The following is a 22,111-nucleotide window of genomic DNA, read 5'->3' as shown; positions in this document are numbered from 1 at the left end:
GGATTGGGGGGGGAGGGTCCTGGCCGCCATGGGGGGTTGCCTTGTACTAAAGCAACCCAGATGCCATGCCTACTTGTTTGTCAGATCCGATTAAACTCACAGCCAGCCCAGATCCTATGTCGAGGTTTTTGACAGAAAACGACAATTGGCGGAGGGTTCCGTCATATAAACGCATCTTTGTGGGAGATTTCCCTCTGACCAAAGCCTGCAAACGGACTTAGATTTTTTTAGTTTACCTGTCCCAAAACCAGACTGAACTCCGTCGACTCTGGTCCGGATTTGTCTTTAAAACACACTGGATCGCTGATTCGAGCGATGCCCAAATCCAGTTTGTTGCCCCACTGTAAACAAAGAAAACCAAGAACGGTTTGAAAGGACAAGAGTGAAACACCTAAAAATGAGATTGAACATCGTGATCGCAGCTTCTCTTCTGACAGCAGTGGCCTGCTCTAACAGCGGCAAATCCACACCCGGCTCAAATGAACTTGAGCTGACAGGATATTGGAAAGGCGAATGCTATACTTACCCAGTCCGCACCACCGAGGCCAGCGAGTTTGAGTATTTCGAGATCACAGCCGATGGCACCCAGAAGCGCTACACCGCTCAATTCACCAGCACGGATTGCACAGGCGAAGCATCCCAAGTGCATAACAATGGATCCGAAACGTTCGAAATCGGCACGATTCTCAGTGAATCCCCATGGACTGCAGAGCTCAACTACACTCGCTGCAATGGCGACTCACAGGCCTACGCCACATTGAAGTATGAGACAGAACTTTTGCACCTTGCCACAGGTGAATGCGGTGGTTCTGTGGAAGACCGCTGCACGGACTTCTCTGAAGGCACGACATACTCTCGTTTGGCGGAAGAGGATGTTCCACCTTACACGGAGCCTGTGAAAATCACTCCGAAACTTTGCCTGCAATAATATTCCAGAGGCCTGCATCACGGCAGGCCTCTCACCCTGACCCACGGCTAGGTTCCATGGCCAAGTCCGTCTGGACTCGACACACCCAAGACTTGTTTCTTATTCTGACTGCATGAACTTTCCGTTTCTGAAACGAAGCCTTGGTGCTTTGCTTATTCTTTGCTCCCCTTCGGCGTTTGCTCTGCACATCATGCTGGATCCTGGCCATGGCGGCGTTGATACGGGTGCCGTGTACGGGGGTGCGAAAGAAGCGGATCTGGTTTTGAAGGTCGCGCAAAAACTGCAGGCTCTTTTAGCCAAAGATGAAAAGTTCAAAGTCACCATGACTCGCACCAACGACCGCAATCTGTCTTTGCCTGAACGCGTGAAAATGGCGGAAGGCACGAAAGCGGACTTGTTCGTCAGTCTGCACGCCAACGCCGCTTCCGATCAGCGCGCCAAGGGTGTGGAGTTTTTCTTCCAAAACAATCTGCCGCCGGATGAAGATGCGTTGTTCCTGGCCAGCCAGGAAAATCAAATGGTCCTTAACAGCCGCGAGTTGCACGACATCTCTGGTGGTGACGAACTTTCCAAAAGAGGCGACGTGGCAGCCATAGTGGAGGATCTGCAGCGCCAAAACCGCCTGAGCAGCAGCCTGCGTCTGACTCAAACCCTGACGCAAGTGTGGGGCACTGACAATAACGCGGCTCAAGCCACCATCAAACAGGCCCCGTTCTATGTGATCTCAAAAACGACAATGCCTTCGGTTTTGATTGAAATCGGCTTTTTAACCAACCCGCGTGAAGCCAAAAAGCTGGTCAGCGCCGATTATCAAAACGATCTTGCCCAAAAAATCTACACCGCCCTCCAGTCCTACAAAGAAAAGATGGACAACCACACCGCAAAATCCTTAAATTAGTTTGTTTTAATCACCCCAAAACTAAGACTGAAAAAAGGCCACCTCTGACCGGCCTTACTGGAGCTTTCTATGCGTGCTGACGGCCGTCTGTTTGACCAACTTCGAAATGTTAAAATCACCCCGAATGTATCCGAGTACGCTGAAGGCTCTGCCATCGTGGAATTTGGTCGCACCAAAGTTCTTTGCACGGCGACTTATGAATCCAAAGCGCCTAGCTGGTTGCTGGGCACCGGTGCCGGCTGGATCACGGCGGAATACGGCATGCTGCCAAGATCCACGCACACCCGCATCCGTCGTGATAAATCCATGACCGGGGGTCGCACTCAGGAAATCTCTCGCCTGATCGGACGCTCTTTGCGTGCGGCGGTGGATTTAAAACAACTGGGTGAAAAACAAATCATCATCGACTGTGACGTATTGAATGCCGATGGCGGCACACGCACGGCTTCGGTGACCGGCGGCTTTGTGGCGCTGGCATTGGCTCTTAAAAAACTGCATGCCGTCAGCGAAATCAAAACTTTGCCTTTGATCAACTATGTTTCAGCGATCAGCGTCGGCCTGCATGAAGGTCAAATCCTGCTGGATCTGAACTATGATGAAGATTCTGCCATTGGAACGGACATGAACTTTGTGATGACCGACAAAGGTCAGTTCGTCGAAGTTCAGGGCACCGCCGAACATGTGCCGTTCACTCGCGATCAGCTGTTCAAAATGATGGACGTGGCTGAAAAAGGCTGCCGTGAACTTTTCATTCACCAAGCGTCCGTGATGGGCGAAATCTACAAGATCGCAGGAGCCTAAATGGAACTTTGGATTGCCACCGGAAACAAAGGGAAACTGGCTGAATACAAACAACTGTTGCGTGAACTGCCAGACTTGAAAGTCTTTTCACAAGGCGACATTGCGTCCTTCACTCCCCGTCCAGAGGACGGAAAGACCTTTGAAGACAACGCGCGCATCAAAGCCAAAACTTTGCGTGCGGTGAAAAACAATGTCTGGGTGCTGGGTGAAGATGCCGGTTTGGTGGTTGAAGGCCTGAACGGCTTGCCAGGAATTCATTCGGCTCGTTATGCGGGACCGAAAGCTTCGGACAGCGAAAACGTTTCCAAACTTTTGAAAATGATCACACTCAGACCCATGCCGAACAAGAATGCGAAGTTCGTTTGCACGACGGTGGTTTACACTCCGACGGGCGAAGAGTGGGTGTTCAATGGCGAGATGAAGGGCACGATCGCCTCCAAACCTGCAGGCTTGCATGGTTTTGGTTATGATCCGGTGTTCATCCCTGAAGGCCAGACTCAGACTTTGGCAGAACTGGGCACAGGCTATAAGAGCCTGCTTTCCCATAGAGCGATGGCTTTAAAAGCCTTCCTGGAAAAGCTGCAAACTGCGAATCCATAAAAAAACCCTGAGAAAGAGTTCAACTTTCTCAGGGTTCATCACTTTCTTTCGAAAATATTTATTCGCCACCCATTGTAAGAGTGCAGGACAGCGGACTCTTATTCAAAATAACTCGTCCACCTTTGATGATCGTGATGGTCTCGTTTTTCAGGTCCAACTGGAACGTGCGCTCTGCGATGTCGCTGTATGCTTCAACGAAAATCCAGTTTTGCATGCGTTTGTCATTGCCTGAAACGCTGAATTGAATTTCATCGGTTCCAAATTTCAATTTAGAATCACCTGCTTTATCCTCTTTGTGACGCATAAATGGATACAGTTTACCATCGCGACCCACTCTGTGGTCGATTTTCAGATACTGACCGACGTTTTTATACTCATAGCTGCAGGCAAGCTCAGTCACCGCGTGAGCCGCTGTGGAAAAAGTGGAAATAGCAAGAACTGCCGTGGCAATAGCGGACATCATTTTCATAAGATTCTCCTTTATTCATTTGGCCTTCGCCGAATGCTTGTTTATTTAAAATGGCTTTGTTTACAAAATGAGATCTTGCAGCATTCGGGCCTCTGCATACCAGCCCCGCCCAAGTAGCGATAAATTGGATTACAGGGCTTTAGAGATGTTTTTCGGCTCGCTCCGAGATGTGGCTTAAGTAACTGCCACAGCTCAACTTTTTCACAGTTTCTCTATCCAGTGACGTTTTTTGGTTACTCTTAAGCTCGTCTTTGCGATTGCATCAGCCCAAAAATCGGTCCATACTAAAAAAACACACCCAACAAGGAGGGCCTATGATTGTAAAAACTTTTATCGCTAAAGCCGCTCTCCTTGCGTCTTTCTAGTTTTTTCATTCTTAAAACTTAAGTTTCGCCAAGAGAGCTCCTGAATTTTAATTTTATTCAATGGAGTTATCCGTGACTATTTCATCAATCCTTCCCGCTTGGGGATGGAACGCGCTTTTACAGGCGCAAATCGAACTTCGACCGCTTAAATCGCACGAGGTCGTTGCACGTATTATTAATCAAGAACGCGAAATGTACCGTGTGGTGTTCTTTAAAAACGACCATGAAGGCAAGGCCCTGGCGCAGCTTTCAGGAAAATTTCGCTATGAACATTCGGATCTGAATCTGGAATATCCCGGCGTGGGCGACTGGGTGATCTGCGAGCTGCATTCCAATGACGAGCACGCGGTCATTCACGAAGTCCTGTCCCGCCAAAGCTGCTTTTACCGCAAGGAACCCGGCAGCGGGGCCCGGGCCCAGATCGTGGCCGCAAACGTGGATGTGATCTTTGTGGCGGTATCGGCCAATCAGGATTTCAACCTGAAACGCCTGGATCGCTACATGAGCCTGGCGTGGGAATCAAATGCTTCGCCGGTCATCGTTCTGACCAAAGCGGACTTGGCCGAAGACCTTCAAGGCCTCATCGCCGAAGTAGAGGACCGCCATCCGGCAGTCCCCGTGCACGCCGTGAGTGCTTTGGATCCACAAACCCTGGAGCCGCTGAAGACTCACCTGCTGCCCGGAAAGACCGTGGTACTTTTGGGGTCGTCCGGGGTTGGCAAATCCACCCTGGGCAATCTGCTTTTGGAAAAAGAGCAGATCAAAACCCAAGGTATCCGCGAAGACGACGACAAGGGGAAACACACGACCACCTCGAGGTCCTTGTATCAACTGCCATCCGGCGCCCTTTTGATGGACACGCCGGGCATGCGAGAGCTGGGACTTTTGGATCATCGGGACGGTTTTGAAAACCTCTTTGACGACATCCTGGAACTGGCGACCCATTGCCGGTTTAAGGACTGCCAACATCAGACCGAACCGGGTTGCGCCGTGCAGGCGGCTTTGGCCTCGGAAGAGCTGGAAGCGGAACGTTGGGAAAGTTTTCAAAATCTGGAGCGGGAGCTGCGTTATTTTGAGCGCAAAACCAACCCCGAAATCGCCCGGGAGGAGCGCCAAAAATGGAAGAAAATCACCAAGAGCCTGCGGGTGCGCGTAAAACAGAAATCCAGAGGGGAAATCTAGGTATTTCCCACGGCAAAGGGGGTCAAAAAAGACCCCCTTTTCGTTGGACAAAATCAGGACCCCTTGCTAGCTTCCTTTAAACGCACTTTTGACTCAGGAGACTACGAGTGATGAAGGGCCTAAAGATCTTTTCCGCCAATGCCAATCCCACATTAGCCAAGAAAGTAGCCGAAGCCGCTGGAGTTGAGCTCGGGTACTGTGAAGTCAGCAGTTTTGCTGATGGCGAAATCCAAGTTGAAATACACGAGAGCGTCCGCGGGCAACACGTGTTTGTTGTCCAAAGCACCTGCCCTCCTGTAAATCAAAACTACATGGAGCTGTTTGTGATGCTCGATGCCCTTCGCCGGGCCTCCGCCGCCTCCATCACCGCCGTGATTCCTTATTATGGCTATGCCCGCCAGGATCGAAAAGTGGCCCCGCGCGCGCCTATTTCGGCCAAATTGATGGCGGACCTGATCACGACGGCAGGAGCCGACCGTGTGGTGTCCGTGGACCTGCACGCCGCCCAAATCCAAGGTTTCTTCAATGTTCCGGTGGACCACTTGTTCGCAATTCCGACTTTGGCTCGCGCTTGGCGGGATGCCTACGGCCAGGGCTCTGAGTTTGTTGCGGTGAGTCCAGATGCCGGCGGGGTCGAAAGAACCCGTGCCTTTGCCAAGAGAATTGAGTCCTCCATGGCGATCATCGATAAACGCCGTTCCGGCCCTAATGAGGCCAAAGCCCTGCACCTGATCGGGGATGTGACTGGTAAAACGGCCGTCATCGTCGACGATATGATCGATACGGCGGGAACTCTTACACAAGCAGTTGACAGCCTGTATAAGAATGGGGCAAAACGTGTGTTCGCCGTTGCAACCCACCCTGTTTTGTCAGGTCCTGCGATCAATCGCCTGAAGGAAAGCCCTATTGAAAAAGTATGGGTCACCGACACGATCCCGCTGTCTGAAGCGGCGAAAAACTGCGGAAAAATCGAAGTGGTTTCAGTAGCTCCGGTCCTGGCCGAAGCCATGAAACGAATCCACGGAAATGACTCCGTAAGTTCATTGTTTGACTAACTAACCCACCTTCGGGTGGATATTATTAACTTCCTCTATTGGACTAGAAGGATAAATACATGAAAACAAGAATCGACCTTACAGTTGAACCTCGTGAAACTGGTAAACACAACAGCCGTGGCCTGCGCACTAGCCGTAACGTTCCTGCTGTTATCTACGGAGCTGTAACTCCAACTAACGTTTCCGTTGGTGAAAAAGAAATCGTTAAGTACAACACTCGCGCTTACGAGAATGCTCTTTTCAACTTGAAGTCCACTGACAAGACAGCAAACGGCATCGTTGTTCTGATCAAGTCTGTAGACGTACACCCATTGACTCGTCGTCCACAACACGTAGACTTCTTCGCTTTGGATCTGAAAAAAGCGGTTCGCGTTAACGTTGAAGTACGTCTTGAAGGTAAAGCTATCGGTCTTTCTGAAGGCGGTCTGTTGAACGTAGTTCTTCGTTCCGTTGAGGTTGAGTGCTTGCCAACTGAAATCCCTGAGTTCTTCACTGCTGACATCTCTAACTTGGCAGTTGGTGACGCTCTTCACGTTTCCGACATCAAAGTTTCTGGTTCCGTGAAAATGATCACTGGCGCTGAACAAACTATCGCGGTTGTTAACGCTCAAGAAGAAGAAGTTGCTGCTGCACCTGCTGCTGCCGCGGCTCCTGCTGCTGCTCCGGCTGCAAAAGCTCCTGCTGCGAAAAAGTAATTTCCAGCAAAGATTTGAATTTCAAAGAGGCAGCTCACCAGAGCTGCCTCTTTTTTTGCCCTACCCCCACTTCAAAGGCTGATCAAAAAGGTTCAGCCGCAAGGCGGAGTAGGCCCTCGCAGCGCAGGCGTGCTCCAAGCACGTCGGAGCGAGAAGGCCGCCCGACAACGCAGTCGGATGGGCCTTTTTCATCGGCCGTTATGGAGGAAAAATGTGGTTGATTGTTGGTCTTGGCAATCCTGGTGGGGAATACAAACTGACCCGTCATAACATCGGCTTTATGGCCATCGACTATCTGATGGAAGGCCTGGGAAATCCCCCCATTAAAAATCAGTTCAAAGCCGAAATCGCTCAGGCCAAAATCAAGGACCACCCGGTTATCTTTTGCAAACCCCAGACGTACATGAATCTGTCCGGCGAATCCGTACAACCCCTGATGGGCTTTTATAAAATCCCTCTGGAACGCCTGATCGTAATCCACGACGAAATTGACCAGCCGTTTGCGCAGATGAAAATCCAGAAAAACCGTGGCCACGGCGGCCATAACGGCATTAAAAGCATTTCAGGGCTGATGGGCTCAATGGACTACACCCGCCTGCGTTTGGGTGTGGGTCGCCCGGCCAACCCGAATATCCCCGTGCCTGATTACGTCCTGGGTAAGTTCACCAAGGAAGAGTTCGCGCAGATGCCGGATTTCCTGAACAAAGCCGGCGATGCTGTGGAAAGCATCATCCTGGATGGAATTCAAAAAGCTTCGACAAAATTCAACACTTAGGCTAGATTGAGCCGTCATTTCGCAAGGAGTTTTCAATGGCACTTCAAGTCGGTATCGTAGGTCTTCCGAACGTGGGTAAGAGCACGCTTTTCAATGCTCTGACATCTGCCAAGGCTGAGGCGGCCAACTATCCATTCTGTACTATCGACCCGAACGTGGGCGTGGTGACAGTTCCGGATCCTCGCATGGATAAAATCACTGAATTCATCAAACCTCAAAAAGTTGTTCCGACAACTATGGAGTTCGTGGATATCGCGGGTATCGTAAAAGGTGCGTCCCAGGGTGAGGGTTTGGGAAATCAGTTCCTGTCCCACATCCGTCAGACAGACGCGATCGTTCATGTGGTTCGTTGTTTTGACGACCCAAATATCATTCACGTGGCGGGTTCTGTAGAACCTATCCGTGACATCGAAATCATCAATACTGAATTGTTGCTGGCAGATTTGGACTCTGTTGAAAAGCGCCTTCAGCGCACGGAAAAACAGGCGAAAAACTCCACTGACAAAAAGCTGAAACTGGATGTCGAAGTTGCCAAAAAAATCAAAGAGGCATTGGGTAAAGGTCTTCCTGCCCGCTCTGTGACTTTGGATGAAATGGAGCAAGGTGCTTTGAAAGAGATGCACCTTCTGACCGCCAAGCCGGTTCTTTACGCGATGAACGTCAACGACGCTGACTTCGCAGCTGGCGGCAATGACTGGACAAAGGCTGTTGAAGCCCGCGCCGCTGAAGAAAACAACAAAACCATCCTGATCTGTTCTGCGATGGAAGCAGAGATCGCTTTGTTGCCACCAGAAGAACGCAAGGACTTCCTGGATGCACTGGGTGCGGAAGAGCCAGGCTTGAACCGCCTGATCCGTGAAGCTTATGCGCTTTTGGGTCTGCAGACTTACTTCACTGCCGGTGTGACGGAAGTGCGTGCATGGACGATCCGTGCAAACACCAAAGCTCCACAAGCGGCGGGTGTGATCCACTCTGACTTTGAGCGTGGATTCATCAAGGCTGAAACTTACCACTGTGAAGACTTGTTCAAGTTCAAATCAGAGCAAGCGATCAAAGATGCCGGTAAATACCGCATCGAAGGCAAAGAGTACGTTGTTAAAGACGGCGACGTTTTGTTCTTCAAATTCAACGTTTAATTTCTTCTTAAGAAGGGAAAAAGGGGCCGCAAAGCCCCTTTTTTATTTTGTATGAATGAACTACTGAAATTATCCGCATTAGATCTGCATAAAAAAGTTCAAACCAAAGAAGTCTCCCCGTCTGAAGTTCTTGAGGCGCACATCACGCATATCGAACAGGTGAACCCCGCTTTGAACGCCATGGTCGAAGACGACTTCGTCCGTGCCAGAAAATTGGCGCACGAACAGACTGAAACTTTGGCGAAGAACAATTCGGATCTTCCGCCACTGTTCGGTGTTCCTTTCACCGTCAAAGAAATGTTTTCTTACCAGGGCATGAAACGCACCGGGGGCAGTATTCATCACAAGAATGATGTGATGGACTGGGACGCCACTGTTGTCGCGCGTATGAAAAAAGCCGGTGGCATTCCCATGGGCACCACCAATGTGCCGGAACTGGGATTCTGGTTTGAGTGTTTCAATCCCGTTTACGGTCGCACCAGCAATCCCTATGACCTGGGCCGCACTTGCGGTGGCAGCAGCGGTGGCGAAGGGGCTTTGATCGGCGCAGGCGCTTCTCCGTTGGGTCTTGGCAGTGATATCGGCGGCAGCATCCGCATGCCGGCGTCCTTCTGCGGGGTCTTTGGTCACAAGCCGTCTCGCTATTTGTTGCCACTGACTGGCCACTTCCCGTTTGAACAAAATGACTTCCGCACGCTGTTGCTGGATCAAAAGTACCCTTACACTTCTATGGGGCCGATGACCCGCAAAGCCGTGGATCTGGCGCCGATGATGAAGATCCTGATGGGTTCTGATGATATCGATCAGCACACGCTGAAAAATCCGACCATGGAAGAACTGTCCCAGGAATGGAAAGGCCGCAAGGTTTTGATTTGTCCTAACCCCGTCTTCCACCGCGCGCGCGGAACGGATGATGAAATGGTGCAAGTGGTGAAAAACTGCGGAAAGCTGTTTGAGGAACTGGGCGCCCACGTTGAAGAACTGGATCCAAGATTCTTCGTCCGTTCTGCCGAACTGTGGTTTGCGGCGGTGAAAAACTCGAAGAACAGAAACTTGTATGAAACCCTGATGGGTCCCACCCAGCATCTGTCGATTGGGAAAGAGATCCTGCAACTGACTTTCGGTAAAGGTAACTACACCCTGCCAAATCTGCTGGTGTCTTTGGCTGAAATTTTTGACACCCGCAAAAAAGACTTCACTGAAGAAATGCAGGCCTTGGCCAAGATGAAATCCGACCTGGATGAAAAACTGGGAGCGGACGGAATCTTGATTCTGCCTCCACACCCACGTGTGGCGCCGAAACACAGAGCTCCGCTATGGTCCCCGTTTGATTTCATTTACACGGCGATCTTCACGACGCTGGGGCATCCAGCGACGTCCGTGCCCATGGGCCTGAACGAAGACGGTATTCCATTGGGAGTTCAAGTGGTCGGTCCTTACATGAAAGACCATCTGACGCTGGCGTGTGCGGAATTCCTGGAAACGACTTTCGGCGGCTGGCAGCCGCCCAAAAACCTATAGCTTAAATACGGTATTTGGTGCGTAGATGATCCAAGATGATGTGGAAGCTCCAGACAGTCAGGAACAAGATCAGGCTTGGATACAAGATCAGATGCGGGAAGCTTGAAAGAGTCTTCCACCCTTCGCGCACCAAGATGCCCCAGCTTGTGTAAGGGGGATGAATTCCCAGACCGATAAAGCTCATGAAGCTTTCATACAAAATATTGGTCGGAATCTGCATCGCCACCAGAATCAGCAGTGTTCCCAGCATATTCGGCAGCACATGGCGAAGCATCACGTGCACACGGCTGCCACCAAGGGAAATTGCCGCTTCCACGTAGGGCTTGCGTTTGATTTCCAAAACCATGCCGCGGGTGACGCGTGCAAGACTCATCCAGTGGGTCACCGCAATACTGATGCACAAGCCGATCAATGCCCGAGTGAGCGGATCTTCAAATGGAAGCAGTAACTGCAGACTTAAACACATCACCGAAACCAGAATGAAACTTGGCACCGCCATCAGGATGTCACAAAAACGCATCAAGATGCGATCGACAATCCCTTCAGACCAACCGGCAATGGCCCCGTAAATAAAGCCCATCACAAAAGCCAGGAACGAACCCACCAGGCCCACCAGCAAAGAAATGCGCCCGCCCATCAAGACCCGGGCAAACAGATCCCGACCCAGGGTGTCCGTGCCGAACCAGTGTTCTGATCCCGGTGGTAAAAGAATGCTTTCGACGTTTTGTTCAAGCCCCGAGCTGTTCAATACCCACGGATAAAAAGCCGTGGCCAGCACCAGAGTTGAAAGGAACAAAATGGCAAAAACCAAAAGCACCTTTTTCATGCACGCTCCTGCAGGCGCGGATCCGCCAGCTTCAGCAGCACATCAATGAAGGAATTCACCACAATCAATAAAGCCCCATAGAACAACGTCAGGCCCACAATCAAAGTGTAATCCCGGTCGTTCAAGGCGGCGATAAATTCACTGCCCAAACCAGGCACGGCGAACAAAACTTCGACCAGGAAAGAACCTGACAGTAAGGACACCGTCAAAGGACCGACATAGCTTAAAAACGGAATCAGCGAGTTTTTAAGCACATGATGAATCAAAACTCCCCACACGCCGACGCCTTTGGCTTTGGCGGTGCGGGCATAATCCTGATTCAGATTTTCGTTCAGAGAGTTCTTGAGCAAACGAATCAAGGAGGCCAGCGGTCGCACACTTAAAGTCACCACGGGCAAAATGTAGTGCGCTGGAGAAGACAAGAACGCCACGGGCAAAAGATTCCAATAAAAACCAAAGGCGTAAATCAACAGAGGCCCCCAGAACAGGCTGGGTAAGGACAAGAACGCGATCACGGTCTGATCGACCAGATTTTCAAACCAGGTTTCACGGAATCTTACGGCGGCCACGGCGATCACAAAGGCGCCCACCAAAATCACACAAAGCGCGATGGCATTTAAGGTCAATGTGTTACCCAGGCCCTGGCCGATGATGTCCACCACCGTGCGATCCGGTTTCGACATCGAGACACCCAAGTCCCCTTGCACGACGGACAGAAGATAGTTCCCTATTTGGGAAGGAAGGCTTTGTTCAAGTCCCCAGTGTTGCGCCAGCTTTTCACGCACCACGGGATTCAGGGCCGTCTCTTCATCAAAAGGACCGCCCGGAAGAGCTTTCAACAGCACAAACGTCAACGCCGCTAGGACCCCTAGCGACGCTGTCATTTCCACTGTTTTTTTAAAGACGAACCGAAACGCGTTGTCGATCAAATGTCATCCCAGTTTTCTTTCCCCGCCAGCTCGGCCTGGAATTTCACCGGAACCGCGCCTGCCATGTATGGGAAAAGATCTTTCTTGTTGCCGTACAGTTGAGAATAAATATAAGCGTTTGAAACCACACGTTTCACATAGTTGCGTGTTTCCAGGAACGGGATGTGTTCAATGAACTCATCGGTTTCCAGGTTACCGAAAGACGACAACCAGTTTTTCACGCGGTGCGGACCGGCGTTGTAACCTGCTGCCACCAATGGAATCGTGTTTTCAAATCGATCCATCAGACGTTTCAAATAGCGGCTGCCGATTTTCACCGAAGTTTCTGGTTGCAGCAACAAAGGCGCTTTGAATTCTTTTTCACCCAAAAGTGTCGCCACTTTGTGACCCGTGAATGGCATGACCTGCATCAGACCCAACGCCCCCACCGGAGAAATCGCATCGCGACGGTAATGGGTTTCTGCACGCATGATCCCCCATACCAGCTCTTCTGGCACGGCGAATTTCTTGGTGTATTTTTCAACATGCTCAGAATATGCACGTGGGTATGCAAACTCCCAAAGGTAACGAATGCCTTCCACACCGTGCGCCGCTCTTTGACCGCCGAAATTAATCTGGGCGATGTAAGAAGAACGGTTGTAGTGACCGGCAGTATTGTATTCGCTCATCAACGTGCGCAGATATTCGCGGTTGGAGGTCTTTCTTTCAATGTCATAAAGATCCCAGCGCGCCCATTCGTTTTCACCCAGGATCATCATGTCGCGGGCTCTTTCAAAACGTTTCATCAGGGCCGGGTTCGAGAATGTGGTCACCTTCTCGCCGCTGGCGTCCGGAACTTCATCTTCAGAAGTTGCCACTTCCACGGATTTCAAATCCGGGTTGTCAGCAGCTTCCGCTTCTTCTTCCTCACCTTTTTCGTCATCCGCAGAATACTGGGTCAGAACCAGTGTTTCTTCCGATTCAGAATCATCCCCACGATAGCTGTCAGATGAGTAAGGCATCAGGAACTCGCCAGCGGAGAATCTGGAAATCACACGGGGCTGCGTTGGCAGACTGGATTCAGCCAAACGCGGCACTTTTATTTCTTCCATTTTCTTCAGACGGCTTTGAGCGGCGATAGAGTAATAACCCAGCAAAGGATCTTTCGCCAAAGAGGACATCATGGCCTTGGCTTGCTCGACTTTCCCCTGACGGAAAAGGCTCATCGCCATCCAGTACGTCACGCGATCTTCCGGGAAGGACTTCCAGGCTTTGCGGTTTTTCTTTTTCGCCGCATTCAAGTTCCCCAGAGCTTTGTAAGCGCCCTGATAGTCCCCTTTAAGATATTTCAACCACGCCAGGTGCCACTGGGCATCGCGGTTCAGACCGGAGCTTGGATACGCCTTCATGAACTCCTGGAAACGGCGGGCCGCCCCGTCGTAATCCTGGAACTGATAAGACAGGAACGCGGACTGATACAAAGCCTGACGACCTGTTTTGGATTTCGGGCTGAGTTTGTAAGCGGAATAATAAGAACCCACCGCCAATTGCACTTCACCCGCTCTTGCTGCAGAAGACGCAAACAGAATCAGGAAGTCGAAGTTTCTTTTGTTCGCCTCATAGTAAGGCTTCAGCAATTCGACCGCTTTAGTGACTTCACCCTCTTGCAGATAGAACTGTGCCTGAAGTTTGTCAGCCAGGTACTTGTCAGACTTGGCCACTTTGGATTTCATGATATTGATTTCGCCCTGGGCTTTTTGATCCAGACCAGCCCATAGCAGGTAACGAACGCGCGTGCGGAAATCTTCCGGCGTGACTTTGCAGTCTGTCGGTTTGCCTTCAAATTCATTGATGGCCAGGTCCACATTCCAGTCCGCCACTTTCGGGTAAGCTGGATAGCGCTCGTACAATTTCACCAGCCATTTGCACATCTGCCCGTGACGGTTCAGACCTTTTTCCGCGATCGCCAGATTGTAAATCACATCCGGATAATCTTCGGTGTTGCGGGTTCTTTTTTCAAGTTTCACAAACTGCGTGCTGGCCAGTTTGTAGTTCTTCTTTTCAAGCGCGATCTGCCCCATCAGGTTTGACGCCTCGATGGACATTTTCACGTTCGGTGAAAGATCCAGAACTTTTTTTAGCTCCCCTTCCGCATCATCCCATTTGGAAGTTTTCATATAGGATTGCGCCAGATAAAAGCGCACGTATTCTTCCAGAGTGGTTTTCTCTTTCAGAATATCCTGAAGTGCGGGAATGGCCTGATCGTATTTCGCTGCGCGGAACTGATCCAGGGCCTTTTTAAAGGGCTCAAGGTCATTTTTAGTAACTTGGGCGCCGGCCACCGGACCGAGCAAGAGAGAAAACACAATACATTTCAGGGAGACCTTCATGTCCACCACTCCAATACGAAAAGTTGTACAGTCCTTGTAACCGTCATTTAATAATGATACCGAATATCTATGGCAAAATCGAAAACTAAAACGATCTATACCTGTCAAAATTGTGGGGCCCAAAGACCAAGGTGGGAAGGCAAATGCTCTGACTGCGGCGCGTGGAACTCTTACGTTGAAGAACTGCAGATGCCGGAAGTGAAAACTCGAGGATGGTCTACAGGGTCTGGCGAACGCGAAAGCACAGGCTCTAAGCCAGTCGCGCTGGACCAAAGACTTGAAGAAGTGAAGTTGGATCGTTTTGATACAAGTTTTGAAGAGCTCAATCGCGTGTTGGGCGGCGGTTTGGCCAAGGGAAGTTTCGTGCTTTTAGGGGGATCTCCGGGCATTGGAAAATCCACTCTTTTGCTGCAAATGGCCGGTGGTTTAGCCAACAACAAGCACAAGGTTCTTTACATTTCCGGAGAGGAAAGCGTCTCTCAAACCGGATCTCGCGCTCACCGCCTGGGCATCCGTTCGCCCCTGATTGAGGTCGGCTGTGAAAGCAATCTGACGGCCGTGATGGAAATGGCGCGATTCAAAAAGCCGGATGTTCTGGTTGTCGATTCTATTCAAACGATGTTCCTGCCTGATTTGCAGGCAGCTCCGGGCTCTGTTTCCCAGGTGCGTGAATGTGCGGGGCACTTGATGGGCCTTGCCAAGCACGATGGCATCACCGTGATCCTGATTGGTCACGTCACCAAAGATGGCAACATCGCCGGTCCCAAAGTTTTGGAACACATGGTAGACTGCGTGCTGTCCTTTGATGGCGATATTTCCTACAACTTCCGCCTGCTGCGCTCTTTGAAAAACCGTTTCGGGGCGGCTCACGAGCTGGGTGTGTTCCAGATGAACTCCAAAGGGTTGGAAGAGGTTTCCAATCCGTCAGAACTGTTCCTGGAAGAGCGCGGGGATCAACTGATTGGTTCAGCCGTGTTTGCTTCGATGGAAGGCACAAGACCTTTACTGTGCGAAGTTCAGGCATTGACGCTTTCAAGCCCCATGGCGATGCCCCGTCGCACGGCTTTGGGTATTGATATCAACCGTCTGCATCTTTTGACTGCCGTACTGGATCGTCACTTGGATGTGCGCCTGGCCCACAACGACATCTTTATCAACGTCGTTGGTGGTTTGAAGCTGGTGGAACCGGCGTCGGATCTGGCGGTGGCTGCAGCCATCTTGTCAACAGAACACCGTCGTGATCTTGACGCCAAGACTTGTTACTTTGGCGAAATCGGCCTGACTGGCGAAGTTCGTGGCGTGTCCTTTGTTGAGCAACGAATCAAAGAGGCCGATAAACTGGGCTTTAAACATTTCGTCATGCCGTTTTCAAACAAACGTCACCTGGAAGACGTCAAGCTTTCCAAGGACAAGAAGATTTCGTTTGTCAAAAACGTGCATGATCTGAATAAAATCATCTAAGGACCCAACAAAAAGGATTTCTGGCATGGACGCACAGAGCGCGATCGTAAAAGAGACATACAAACCCGGTGACTTCATCTTCTTTGAAGGTGACATCGAAAATCACTTTTACATTGTCGAAAGCGGTGTGGTGAGTATTTTCACCAAAGATCAAATGGGCAAACGAATTCCCATTTGCGACATCGTGGATGGTGAATCCTTTGGCGAGTTTGCTCTGATTTCCAAAAGCCCGCGATCCGCTTCGGCCCAAGCCGTTACGGACGTTGTACTGGTGAAGGTCTCTGAAGAGGGGTTCCAGCAACTTCTGTCAGAATTACCAACCTGGGCGGAGTGCATGCTGAAGTCCTTTACGGACCGCTTGCAGAACATGACGGAAAAGATCCGCGAAGCCGAACAGTTCCGCAGACGAGAGTCCTAAAAATCTAAAAATTGTAATTTCATTGAGTTGGTTATTTTCTTTTCCTGCTTGTATGCTGGAGAAAATGCTTAGCTCATTTAAACATCTTTTCTTAACAGTAGCTTTGTGGCTTTTGCCACTGTCTTTTGGACAGGCTTCCGCTTTGGAAGCTCCCGTCTGGGAGGGGCCTGTCGCGGGCCCGAAGGCGCAAGAAGGCCGCAAGATCATCTTTATTGCCTCAGATATGAAAAATGGCGGAGCAGCGGCCGTCAGCGAAGGTTTTCTATCAGCTGGGCGGGCTTTGAAATGGAATATCACGATCCGTGATGGCCAGGGAAGTCGCGCTAAAATTCAAAAAGCCCTTAATGAGGCCATTCAAGCGGGCACCGATGGAATTGTACTTGGGGGATTTGACGCCGCCGACTTCCGCCCTGAGATCAAAAAAGCCCAGTCCGCTCACATCAAGATCGTCGGCTGGCACTCAGCTCCCCGTCCCGGAAGCTCCAACCTGATGTTCTCAAACGTGACCACGGATCCATTGGTCGTAGCTGAAAAAGCCGCCAACCTGGTGTGTGACGGTTCAGGAAAGTCAGGCGTCGTGATTTTTACCGATAATGACTTTTCCATCGCACGGACCAAAACCCTGCACATGAAGAAAATCATCGATGAGCATAAAAACTGCCAGGTACTGGATATTATGGATGTGCAAATCTCAAAAGCCGAACATCTGATGCCAGGGGCCGTTTCCAAACTGAACGAACGCTTTGGAAAAAAATGGACTCACAGTCTGGCGATCAATGACATCTATTTTGATCACATCAATTTCCCGCTAAAAAAAATCGGCCGGAAAGATCTAATCAACGTCTCGGCGGGGGATGGCTCGGCCACGGCCCTGCACCGAATTAAATCCGGGCTTTCCCAGCAACTGGCGACGATCGCCGAACCTTTGAAGGCTCAAGGGTGGCAGGTCGCAGACGAAATGAATCGCGCTTTTGCCGGCAGCAGCGAAAGCGGTTTTACAACCGAGCCTTTGGTGATCACTCAGGAAACTTTGAAGAATTTAAAAGATGGAAATCTTGAATCGAAGCTGAACTACAAAGAAGCTTACTCGAAAATCTGGTATCCCTGAGGCCCGCAAAGACCCCAGGGTTTTTTTTAACTAGTAACGGATTGGGTAGATGGAAGGCGCGCCGTAGCTGGAAGTCACAGTCACGTTCAGATCAGAATTCCCACCCATGGATTCAGCACGGATGTCGATCGCAGTGATGCGCTCCCCGGCTGTCAGGTATTCAGAAGTCAGGCTGTAGTAGAATGTACCAGTGTAGCTCAACTGACGAAGCTGGATACGACGACCGCTTTGCGTGATCGCATAAGTCTCATGCAGTTGAACGCCGTTGAAGTACGGGTTCACACGTACATAGTCCACGTAAGAAGCATAGTTGAACGCCACACGCAGCCACTCACCGCCACTGCGGCGGGAAACGCCGTAGAAACGCACCGTGGATTCGCCGTAGTTATTCGGCGGACGTGGTGGGTTCGGATATGGAGGATATGGATCTGGGCGGTGTGGAGGATACGGTTGTGGATAGGGATCAGGACGAGGCCCTGGTCTTACTGGTGGACGATCCGGACGAACACCACCATGGCGGTGATCATCTCTGCGATCATTTTCGTAACGACGGTCATCACGGTCATTGTATTGATCTGGTCCACGGCGATCATCGCGATGGTCGTCTCTGCGATCATCACGGCGATCATTGTCACGACGGTCATCACGACGCTCGTCATTGCCGCCACGATCTGGCGGATTCCCCGGGCGGATTTGCGCACCGGCTACGGGACCTTGCAGCAAAACGGCTGCGGTCAAAAGGGCACTCAACATTGGTAGTTTCATAAAGACTCCTTTTTTTGAAGACGAAGGAGTTATTCCAAGATCCGTGCCTGGACAAAGTGACACCAAAGGGCCTGTCTGAATTTATTTCTTAGGGTACTTTAAGAATAGTTCGCGCTGCAAATCCATCATCAGACTCAATAGGCGCGTTTCCAGGATGTTGGTGACGTTCAGGAACTGTAAACCAGCAGTCTGAACGACCTGCCCGTCAACCTCCCGCTTCTGGGCAAAACGCACCTCCACATCAAACTCCATGGCGCGACGAACCCCTAAACGCAAAGCGCCCTTGATCTGATCCCCGATTTTAAGATCGGGGGCCGCACCTTTAAATTCGATCTTCAGGCCTCCCGCGCTGATATCACGCACCCGGCTTTCGACGAAATGCACCTTACCGCCATAGTGAAGAATGCTGAAAATGGCGTCGTATTTGCCCGGAATATCGATGCGAGCGTTGGCCCGTCTTTGCAGTTGGAAAAGATCCACATCGGTCCTTAACACCGCCCAACCGACGCTGAAGCTGAGCTCGGTCTGAAAGAAATAGCGCTCGCTCTTAAACGGAAAATTCACGACCACTTTCTGAGGTTGCGTGACATCTTTAGAATCGGCCGTGTGATGGCAAAGCAGTGTTTCATCCTTGTCGGTTTGCACCGCGATCAGATGAAACACATCTTCATTCACCGAGCCCTTCATCGACAATTGCAATTTGTCGTCAGCAATTTCACGGAAAAGCATTTTCTTTTCCGACACCGCGACTTTCTTGAAAATGGTCTGACCTGGCATGTTCACGGCCATGGGACTACACCCGCTCCAAAGCCTGTGCCCAGCGCTGCAAACGCTCTTTGCGTGCCTTCGGGGTCATCTTTACTTTAAATTCCTTGTTCACTTTCCACACCCGCTTGATCTCTTTCAGATCTTTCCACACACCGGCGCCAAGGCCCGCCATGAATGCAGCCCCCAAGGCTGTGGTTTCAAGATTTTGCGGGCGAACCACATTCGCTCCACAGTAATCGGCCTGCATCTGCATCAACAGATCATTGGCTGCGGCACCGCCGTCGACGCGGACTCCACGCAGTTTTTTACCCAGATCTCTTTGCATGGTGTTCAGGATATCCACGTTTTGCAAAGCCATGGCTTCCAACGTCGCACGCGCAATGTGTGCTTTGGTACTGCCGCGGGTAAGACCGCAGATCAGTCCGCGGGCTTCCGGTTGCCAGTGCGGAGCTCCCAGTCCTGTCAGGGCGGGAACAAATTCCACCCCATCAGTTCCATCGACTGTTTTTGCCAGAGCTTCAACATCCGAAGACTGCTGGATCAACCCCAGGCCGTCGCGCAGCCACTGAACCGCAGCTCCACAGACAAAGGCGCCACCTTCCAGGGCGTAAGTCATTTCGTGATTTTTTAGTTTCCAGGCAATCGTGGTCAGCAGCTTGTTTTTGGATTTCACCGCTTTTTTGCCAGTGTTCAAAAGCAGGAAGCTTCCCGTACCGAAGGTGCACTTGGAGTCTCCGGTTTCGAAACACGTCTGGCCAAACAAAGCCGCCTGCTGATCGCCGACGATCCCGGTGATTGGAATTCCATCCGGCATAAAACCCAGACCTTGAGTCACACCGAAATCAGAGTTGGAAGGACAGATCTCTGGCAAAATGCGTTCAGGCACACCAAAGATTTTCAAAAGATCTTCATCCCACCAGCCGGTGTGGATGTTCATCAACATCGTACGAGAGGCATTACTTACATCCGTCTTATGCGAATGCCCTGCGGTCAGCTTCCACAACAAGAAGCTGTCGACGGTGCCTGCCAGAGCCTGCCCGTCTTTGGCCTTCTTTGCCGCGTTCGGGACATTCTTTAGCAACCACTGGATTTTAGTAGCCGAAAAGTAAGGATCCAGCACCAAACCTGTCTTGGCGGTGATGATCTTTTCTTTTTTGTTTTTCTTGAGCTTTTCACACAGATCCTGCGTGCGGCGACACTGCCAGACAATGGCGTTATGCAGGGCACGGCCTGATTTTGCGTCCCAAAGCATCACGGTTTCCCGCTGATTGGTGATCCCAATCGTGCGAATCTGCGATCCTTTGATTTTTGCTTTTTCCAGTGCAAGACGCATGGACCTTTGCGTGGAGTACCAGATATCTTCAGGATCATGCTCAACCCAGCCTGGTTTCGGGAAGATTTGTTTGAATGCCTCACGAGCCTCGGCGACAAGACCTCCGGCTTGATTGATAATGCATGTTCTTGAGCTGGTTGTCCCTTGGTCAATGGCCATGATAAAAGAAGACATAAACACTCTCCAATCGATGTATTAATAATGAAGAATTTCCTGAAGAAACCCAACGAAAAAATCTTTGGCTTACGATCTCTGGATCGTGACACTTTGATTTTCCGTGTGCTGCCGCGTTTTCTTTTGGAGATCCTGCGCAAGTACTTCCGCTTGGAGATTGAGGGTGTTGAAAACATCCCTCGCCGCGGGGCCGTGATTCTGGCACCCAATCACTCTGGCTACACCGGGTTTGACGCTTTTTTGCTGGGCCACGTAGTGCAACAGGAAGCCAAACGCATTCCCCGCGTGCTGACACATCACTTCTGGTTTCTGACCGAAACGACCGCAATTCCTGCGAACAAAATGGGTTTCACCGAAGCCACTTATGAAAATGGGATCAATGCGCTGAAAAAAGGAAATGCGATTGTTTTGTTCCCGGAAGGCGAACAGGGCAACTTCAAACCCACGACCGAACGCTATCAGCTGCAGGAATTCAAGCGGGGCTTTGTGCGCATGGCCCTGGAAGCCCAGTGCCCGATAGTTCCGGTGGTGATCTTAGGCGCCGAAGAAACTCATATTAATTTGAAAAAGCTCAAATTCACCAAGTTCTTGAAGGGCTCGGTGATTCCACTTCCATTGAACGTGATTCCCCTACCCGCCAAGTGGCGCATCCGCTTCCTGGAACCAATCACCCTTCCTTACAAGCCTTCTGCGGTAGATGATGCAGACCTCGTCCATGAAATCGCGCAAGACATCCAGGAACGGATGCAAACTGCGGTTGAGGAGGAAATCCAAAAACGCGGCAACGCTTTCCTTTGATTTGAAAATTTTCGGGTTTACTTCTTGTCAGGCAAGTCATCAGCGATGACTTGTAAGATATTCTGCCATTTCGCCACGAGGATGCCCTCATTGCCTTCTTCCCGACTGACAAGTCGGCTTACCAGCAAAGCAGCAAGACTGACGGCTAGGACGAGGAGGAGCACGTACTCCACCACGATTTGACCTCGTTTATTCATGTTTTAAATTGTATCACACTTCGGCAGGAGCGGAAGCTTTCAACATGGCGGCTGGACGCCAGTTTTCCATTGTGAGACGCAGAGACTCGACCAGCAGGTCCAAGTTCTCGTCTGCGATCGGCCCGCGAAGGCCAATCACCACATCATCATGCCATTTCTCTACTTCCAGAGGGCTGATGTGCTTGGCGCCATCTTCAAAAGACAGCAAGAAGCTGTCTTCTGTCGGGTAAACCATCACTAGGATATTTGCCCCGGCAGCTTTGGAAATCTCTTTTGCTTTCGCCATTTCCGCACTCAGTTTTTGCTGAATCAGGAAATAGATTTTCAAAGCCAAAGCTTCGTGGAACTGGGCAAAGTAGATACGAACAGGGCCATCAAAGATGGCACTATTAAAAGCAGGATTAAAATATTTCGACTGCATTAACGTGGTGTATGACGACCTCATGTTGTAGCTCCCCCCTCCACAGACACACCCCAAGACTAGGAAGAAAACCCTTCCTAATTCAAAGGAAATTTTAAGAATCTTAAATTTTCTGACGC

General features: G+C 50.7%; 23 protein-coding genes. 14 read left to right on the top strand and 9 right to left on the bottom strand.

Going from position 1 to position 22,111, the window contains the following annotated elements:
• Positions 1–397: 397 nt before the first annotated feature.
• From ACNQKP_RS14320 to rdgB, 4 genes are all read left to right on the top strand, one after another.
• Positions 398–928, top strand: a complete 531-nt coding sequence (locus ACNQKP_RS14320) for a hypothetical protein (RefSeq protein WP_417865414.1) — start codon at positions 398–400, stop codon at positions 926–928.
• A gap of 112 nt (positions 929–1,040) precedes the next feature.
• Positions 1,041–1,826: an N-acetylmuramoyl-L-alanine amidase gene (locus ACNQKP_RS14315; RefSeq protein WP_417865412.1), complete on the top strand. Its 786-nt coding sequence runs from the start codon at positions 1,041–1,043 to the stop codon at positions 1,824–1,826.
• Between the two features lie 69 nt (positions 1,827–1,895).
• Positions 1,896–2,627 (top strand): ribonuclease PH, encoded by a 732-nt coding sequence (gene rph, locus ACNQKP_RS14310; RefSeq protein ID WP_417865410.1) that lies wholly within the window; start codon positions 1,896–1,898, stop codon positions 2,625–2,627.
• Positions 2,628–3,227 carry an RdgB/HAM1 family non-canonical purine NTP pyrophosphatase gene (rdgB, locus tag ACNQKP_RS14305; RefSeq protein WP_417865408.1) on the top strand — a complete coding sequence of 200 codons (600 nt, stop codon included), beginning with the start codon at positions 2,628–2,630 and terminating at the stop codon, positions 3,225–3,227.
• 58 nt (positions 3,228–3,285) lie between these two features.
• Here the strand turns inward: rdgB and ACNQKP_RS14300 are convergent, their stop codons facing one another.
• Positions 3,286–3,696, bottom strand: coding sequence for a hypothetical protein (locus ACNQKP_RS14300; protein WP_417865406.1), 411 nt, complete (start codon positions 3,694–3,696; stop codon positions 3,286–3,288).
• 437 nt (positions 3,697–4,133) lie between these two features.
• Here ACNQKP_RS14300 and rsgA point away from each other — a divergent pair, with 437 nt between their 5' ends.
• From rsgA to ACNQKP_RS14270, 6 genes are all read left to right on the top strand, one after another.
• Positions 4,134–5,243 (top strand): ribosome small subunit-dependent GTPase A, encoded by a 1,110-nt coding sequence (rsgA, locus tag ACNQKP_RS14295; protein ID WP_417865404.1) that lies wholly within the window; start codon positions 4,134–4,136, stop codon positions 5,241–5,243.
• A 110-nt stretch (positions 5,244–5,353) separates the two neighbouring features.
• The gene (locus ACNQKP_RS14290) at positions 5,354–6,298 is read left to right on the top strand and encodes a ribose-phosphate diphosphokinase (protein WP_198298051.1); all 945 of its coding nucleotides are present in this window, start codon (positions 5,354–5,356) and stop codon (positions 6,296–6,298) included.
• Positions 6,299–6,357: 59 nt separating this feature from the next.
• The gene (locus ACNQKP_RS14285) at positions 6,358–6,993 is read left to right on the top strand and encodes a 50S ribosomal protein L25 (protein WP_417865402.1); all 636 of its coding nucleotides are present in this window, start codon (positions 6,358–6,360) and stop codon (positions 6,991–6,993) included.
• Between the two features lie 211 nt (positions 6,994–7,204).
• Positions 7,205–7,768 (top strand): aminoacyl-tRNA hydrolase, encoded by a 564-nt coding sequence (pth, locus tag ACNQKP_RS14280; protein ID WP_038449963.1) that lies wholly within the window; start codon positions 7,205–7,207, stop codon positions 7,766–7,768.
• A gap of 35 nt (positions 7,769–7,803) precedes the next feature.
• Positions 7,804–8,904 (top strand): redox-regulated ATPase YchF, encoded by a 1,101-nt coding sequence (ychF, locus tag ACNQKP_RS14275; protein ID WP_417865400.1) that lies wholly within the window; start codon positions 7,804–7,806, stop codon positions 8,902–8,904.
• 51 nt (positions 8,905–8,955) lie between these two features.
• Positions 8,956–10,425 carry an amidase gene (locus tag ACNQKP_RS14270; protein ID WP_417865398.1) on the top strand — a complete coding sequence of 490 codons (1,470 nt, stop codon included), beginning with the start codon at positions 8,956–8,958 and terminating at the stop codon, positions 10,423–10,425.
• Between the two features lies 1 nt (position 10,426).
• Here ACNQKP_RS14270 and ACNQKP_RS14265 read toward each other — a convergent pair whose 3' ends face one another.
• From ACNQKP_RS14265 to ACNQKP_RS14255, 3 genes are read right to left on the bottom strand one after another with little or no spacing between them, the layout of a single operon-like run.
• Positions 10,427–11,251, bottom strand: coding sequence for an ABC transporter permease (locus ACNQKP_RS14265; RefSeq protein WP_417865396.1), 825 nt, complete (start codon positions 11,249–11,251; stop codon positions 10,427–10,429).
• On the bottom strand, positions 11,248–12,135 hold the full coding sequence (locus ACNQKP_RS14260; RefSeq protein ID WP_417865394.1) for an ABC transporter permease: 888 nt from the start codon (positions 12,133–12,135) through the stop codon (positions 11,248–11,250). The genes ACNQKP_RS14265 and ACNQKP_RS14260 overlap by 4 nt, the downstream gene beginning before the upstream one ends.
• 41 nt (positions 12,136–12,176) lie before the next feature.
• Positions 12,177–14,549: a transglycosylase SLT domain-containing protein gene (locus ACNQKP_RS14255; protein ID WP_417865392.1), complete on the bottom strand. Its 2,373-nt coding sequence runs from the start codon at positions 14,547–14,549 to the stop codon at positions 12,177–12,179.
• Positions 14,550–14,618: 69 nt separating this feature from the next.
• Here ACNQKP_RS14255 and radA point away from each other — a divergent pair, with 69 nt between their 5' ends.
• From radA to ACNQKP_RS14240, 3 genes are all read left to right on the top strand, one after another.
• On the top strand, positions 14,619–16,010 hold the full coding sequence (gene radA / locus ACNQKP_RS14250; RefSeq protein WP_417865390.1) for a DNA repair protein RadA: 1,392 nt from the start codon (positions 14,619–14,621) through the stop codon (positions 16,008–16,010).
• A 25-nt stretch (positions 16,011–16,035) separates the two neighbouring features.
• Positions 16,036–16,428: a Crp/Fnr family transcriptional regulator gene (locus ACNQKP_RS14245; protein ID WP_011165107.1), complete on the top strand. Its 393-nt coding sequence runs from the start codon at positions 16,036–16,038 to the stop codon at positions 16,426–16,428.
• A gap of 64 nt (positions 16,429–16,492) precedes the next feature.
• Complete coding sequence (locus tag ACNQKP_RS14240) at positions 16,493–17,536, top strand: substrate-binding domain-containing protein (RefSeq protein WP_417865388.1); 1,044 nt, start codon at positions 16,493–16,495, stop codon at positions 17,534–17,536.
• Positions 17,537–17,566: 30 nt separating this feature from the next.
• On the opposite strand, the gene ACNQKP_RS14235 is transcribed toward ACNQKP_RS14240, so the two are convergent.
• The 3 genes from ACNQKP_RS14235 to glpK form a co-directional block, all read right to left on the bottom strand.
• Positions 17,567–18,301, bottom strand: coding sequence for a beta-sandwich domain-containing protein (locus tag ACNQKP_RS14235; RefSeq protein ID WP_417865386.1), 735 nt, complete (start codon positions 18,299–18,301; stop codon positions 17,567–17,569).
• An 81-nt stretch (positions 18,302–18,382) separates the two neighbouring features.
• Positions 18,383–19,090, bottom strand: coding sequence for a flagellar brake protein (locus ACNQKP_RS14230; RefSeq protein WP_417865383.1), 708 nt, complete (start codon positions 19,088–19,090; stop codon positions 18,383–18,385).
• A 4-nt stretch (positions 19,091–19,094) separates the two neighbouring features.
• Complete coding sequence (gene glpK / locus ACNQKP_RS14225) at positions 19,095–20,576, bottom strand: glycerol kinase GlpK (protein WP_417865381.1); 1,482 nt, start codon at positions 20,574–20,576, stop codon at positions 19,095–19,097.
• Between the two features lie 27 nt (positions 20,577–20,603).
• On the opposite strand from glpK, the gene ACNQKP_RS14220 reads away from it, so the two are divergent.
• Positions 20,604–21,374 (top strand): lysophospholipid acyltransferase family protein, encoded by a 771-nt coding sequence (locus ACNQKP_RS14220; protein ID WP_011165112.1) that lies wholly within the window; start codon positions 20,604–20,606, stop codon positions 21,372–21,374.
• A 17-nt stretch (positions 21,375–21,391) separates the two neighbouring features.
• Here the strand turns inward: ACNQKP_RS14220 and ACNQKP_RS14215 are convergent, their stop codons facing one another.
• Both ACNQKP_RS14215 and ACNQKP_RS14210 read right to left on the bottom strand, forming a co-directional pair.
• Positions 21,392–21,571, bottom strand: coding sequence for a hypothetical protein (locus ACNQKP_RS14215; protein WP_038449975.1), 180 nt, complete (start codon positions 21,569–21,571; stop codon positions 21,392–21,394).
• 13 nt (positions 21,572–21,584) lie between these two features.
• Positions 21,585–21,992, bottom strand: coding sequence for a hypothetical protein (locus tag ACNQKP_RS14210; RefSeq protein ID WP_417865378.1), 408 nt, complete (start codon positions 21,990–21,992; stop codon positions 21,585–21,587).
• Between the last annotated feature and the right edge of the window lie 119 nt (positions 21,993–22,111).

Origin of the sequence: Bdellovibrio bacteriovorus (genome assembly GCF_048286975.1) — a bacterium.
Classification (GTDB): domain Bacteria; phylum Bdellovibrionota; class Bdellovibrionia; order Bdellovibrionales; family Bdellovibrionaceae; genus Bdellovibrio; species Bdellovibrio bacteriovorus_H.
The sequence above is the reverse complement of the archived record's forward strand: the minus strand, read 5'-3'. Positions and strand labels throughout refer to the sequence as shown.